This window comes from Butyrivibrio sp. DSM 10294, assembly GCF_028539135.1.
Taxonomy (GTDB): Bacteria; Bacillota; Clostridia; order Lachnospirales; family Lachnospiraceae; genus Butyrivibrio.
Genome location: NZ_JANSWL010000035.1, coordinates 1 through 3,501, shown reverse-complemented (window position 1 = coordinate 3,501; position 3,501 = coordinate 1). Strand labels below are relative to the sequence as shown.

At 38.8% G+C, this 3,501-nt stretch carries 4 protein-coding genes and 1 pseudogene; all 5 read left to right on the top strand.

Annotation, left to right across the window (positions count from 1 at the left end; all coding sequences use genetic code 11):
- Positions 1–228: 228 nt before the first annotated feature.
- The 5 genes and pseudogenes from NXH67_RS01505 (at position 229) to NXH67_RS18370 (ending at position 3,360) form a co-directional block, all read left to right on the top strand.
- The gene (locus NXH67_RS01505) at positions 229–993 is read left to right on the top strand and encodes a CPBP family intramembrane glutamic endopeptidase (protein WP_272796122.1); all 765 of its coding nucleotides are present in this window, start codon (positions 229–231) and stop codon (positions 991–993) included.
- A gap of 260 nt (positions 994–1,253) precedes the next feature.
- The gene (locus tag NXH67_RS01500) at positions 1,254–1,850 is read left to right on the top strand and encodes a histidine phosphatase family protein (protein WP_272796121.1); all 597 of its coding nucleotides are present in this window, start codon (positions 1,254–1,256) and stop codon (positions 1,848–1,850) included.
- Positions 1,851–1,885: 35 nt separating this feature from the next.
- Positions 1,886–2,410, top strand: coding sequence for a GNAT family N-acetyltransferase (locus NXH67_RS01495; RefSeq protein WP_272796120.1), 525 nt, complete (start codon positions 1,886–1,888; stop codon positions 2,408–2,410).
- Positions 2,411–2,458: 48 nt separating this feature from the next.
- A complete protein-coding gene (locus NXH67_RS01490) occupies positions 2,459–2,866 on the top strand; it encodes an iron chaperone (RefSeq protein ID WP_272796119.1) in 408 nt (135 codons plus the stop codon).
- 14 nt (positions 2,867–2,880) lie between these two features.
- Positions 2,881–3,360: pseudogene (locus tag NXH67_RS18370) on the top strand (GNAT family N-acetyltransferase).
- The last annotated feature ends 141 nt before the right edge of the window (positions 3,361–3,501 follow it).

Below are 3,501 nucleotides of genomic sequence, written 5' to 3'. Positions count from 1 at the left end.
AATCTTTAAACGAGTGCTAGTTCCGAAGATTTCAGTAGTAAATCTGACACTTGCATCAATTAGAATTTGCATTATGAGTGTCTGTAGGGGCCTTTTGGGTAACCAAAGGAACCTTTTCCCAGGTTTATAATAAAGATATGATTTCTGGCGAGCAAAGAGGAAAAAGCCCGCAAGAAGTCTTACCTTATCGCAAGTTATATCGGAAGATAAAAAGGATATAGAAATGGTATGAATAACAAAAAGGCACTGACGCTCTATTTGGCCGGAGCATTAGGACAAATTATCGTGGTATGCATAATTGCCTTTGTACTAAGACGATATGGACTGGAGGTGGGTTATGCCACACCGTTAGGATGGATCATTATTGCAATTGGTGGTATTTCTTCAGCGTTATGGGGAGCCATTATTTCAATCAAATATCGAAATACAGGTTTTAAAACCGTAATCTGTGATTTCTTCAGGATAAGACAAAGCCCTCTAAATTACGTTTGGATGATTTTGTTCTTATGTTTGGATTTTCTTCCGGTTGTATTCGGAGGAAGGATATCAATAAGAGTGTGGTATCTGCCGATCATAATGTTTTTCAAGCATATAGTACTAGGCGGTATAGAAGAAATTGGCTGGAGATACCTGTTTCAACCGCTTTTGCAGGAAAGACTGCACTACATTTTAGCTACGATCATCACATTTTTCTCGTGGGGATTATGGCATTTTCTGTTTTTTTATCTAGATGAAACACATGCTGATGTGATCCCATTTTTAATTGGTTTACTTGTAAATAGCTTTATTCTTTCAGTGTTATATGTGAAAACAAATAACCTTTGGATATGTGTAATGACGCATTCCCTGATTAATGTTTTTTCACAACTTGTAACTGGAAGTAATCAATATGTAGGCTATTTCAGTAAAGTTGTTATTATAGTAATCGCTATTATGCTTGCTACTAAAACAATTAGGAAGCAAGTAGACAATTGTGCTAATGCTAACACATAATATCGGAAGATAAAGACAAAAATTATGGAGAGTTTAAGTAAGGTATCAGAAATCATTTATAGTAGTTGGAAGCCATGGTACATCATTAAGCACCATCATAAATTTTTATGATAATTCTTTTGGCTATGATGATTTTGAAAGAATAAGATTTCTGATGCCATGGATTGTGGAATTTAGTTTTGATGAGCTTGGAAATTGTGTGGACATCAAACGCCATTCTGTGTGATAGACAATAAGTGTACTAAGGGTGAGGACGTATTGTGAAGATATATTTTGCGAGGCATGGACAAACAGATTGGAATATATTAGGAAAAGTTCAAGGTACGACTGATATTCCTTTGAATGAGAATGGAATAGCGCAGGCGCAACTTCTTTGCAAGAATCTTGAAGATAGAGATATTTCTTTTGAAAAGATATACACCAGCTATCAGGCTAGAACTGTAAAAACTGCGCAGATAGTAGATGAGCATTTCCATACAGGATATGAAATAGTTAGAGGCCTGGAAGAAATGAATCTGGGATTGTTTGAAGGGCATACTTGGGATAAAATCCTTTCTTTATATTCTGAAGAACATAAACTGTGGCTATCAAACAAAAGGTACAATCGTAGTCCTGGTGGTGAATCATACCAAATGGTAATGGAGAGATTATTCAATGCGCTGGATTATATTCTTGGGCAACATGATGCTTCTTCAGACAAAAACCTGCTTATAATATCGCACGGTGCTGTCATTATGACGCTTCTTGCTATGAAAAGAAATATACCATTTGAGGAGTCGCATACGATAGAGGTTGATAATGCATCGCCTATAGAATTCAGTATCGAGGAACTGAAAGATATAAGAACACGGCTTTAATGGTATGACTAGGATTATGATAAAGGTGGTTAAAGATGGTTACGTATTATGATGATGGAACTATAAGAATTAGGAGCATGATTCCTGAAGATGCAAAAATCCTTTATGATACATATTTTTCGTATGGCTGGCATCCTTCCGTAGATACATATGAAAAGTATTATAAAGAACAGGAGGATGGTAAAAGATTTGTTTTTATCGCAGAGTATGATGGCAGAGTCTCCGGGCAATGTACTCTGGTTCTGAATCCTATAGAAGGTCCTTGGGGGAATCAAGGCTATCCTGAAATTGAAGATCTGACAGTTTTCTTTGATGTTCATAATAAAGGTATTGGAAATAGGCTTTTGGATGCTGTTGAAAATGAGGCGTCAAAAGTTTCCGATAAAGTTTACTTGGCAGTTGGGGTTCATTCTGGATATGGACCAGCCCAGAGGATGTATGTAAAAAGAGGTTACAATTTTGATGGCAGCGGAGTTTGGTATAAAGGGAAACAATTAGAACAGTATGCCCCCTGCATCAATGATGATGATCTTTTACTTTATTTGGCTAAAGATGTTTAAATTACAGTATAAACGGTTAAGCAAATCGAGATTTGAAGAGGTGAAGCCATGGCATGGAAATGTCCGAAATGCGGCAGAGAGTTCAGCAGACAAAACCAGGATCATTACTGTGTGAAACCGCAGAATATTGATGAATACATTGCTGCCCAGGATGAGAAATATAAGCCCAGATTAATGGAAATCCGGGAGATCCTTCGTGATGCACTGCCAGACGCGGAGGAACGGATCTCCTGGTCGATGCCCACTTATTGGAGAGGTCGTAATATCATTCATTTCGCAGCATCAAAGAAACATCTGGGCATTTATCCCGGTGATGAGGCTACAGCTGTATTTACGGAGGAACTCTCCGATTATGACGTAAGCAAGGGCACGATACGGATCCCCTATGATCAGCCTTTACCGGAAGCACTGATCATAAGGATCGCAAAATGGTGCTTTGAGAACTATTCCAAATAAGGTGTAAAGATGGTATGAAGAACGCAATAGAGTTCCGTTGTATTCGGGAAAACGAACTCGGCCTTCTCAAAGACTTTTTATATGAAGCCATATTCATTCCGGAAGGTGTGGAGCCGCCTTCGAGAGATATTGTAGAGAAACCGGAGCTGCGCGTATACACTGATGGTTTCGGTACAAAGTCTGGAGACAACTGCCTCGTCGCGATCCACGACGGAAAAATAGTTGGGGCTGTCTGGACGAGGATCATGAATGATTACGGCCATGTGGATGATGAAACACCTTAATTTGCAATTTCACTGTACAAGGAGTATCGGAGAAAAGGGATCGGCACGAGGCTCATGGAGGAAATGCTGGAGATTCTTCGTGATCAAGGCTATAAAAGAGTGTCTCTCGCTGTTCAGAAGGCTAACTATGCTGTGAAAATGTATCAGAAGACCGGGTTCAGGATCATGAATGAAAATGATGAGGAATTCATCATGGTATGTGAGCTTTAGAAATTCTTTAGGTTAGAATCGCTGTAAGGTCAAACGAAAAAGCAGCTTGAATTATAACAATAACTGCCCTTTCGTTTGATCTTATTGCGATTTAACCTAATTGAACAAAGTAAGCGTCCGTGGAGCCTATACATATGGGTT

Coding starts and splice junctions, on each gene's coding strand:
- NXH67_RS01495 (WP_272796120.1), top strand. CDS start 1,886: ATGGTTACGTATTATGATGATGGAACTATAAGAATTAGGAGCATGATT.
- NXH67_RS01505 (WP_272796122.1), top strand. CDS start 229: ATGAATAACAAAAAGGCACTGACGCTCTATTTGGCCGGAGCATTAGGA.
- NXH67_RS01490 (WP_272796119.1), top strand. CDS start 2,459: ATGGCATGGAAATGTCCGAAATGCGGCAGAGAGTTCAGCAGACAAAAC.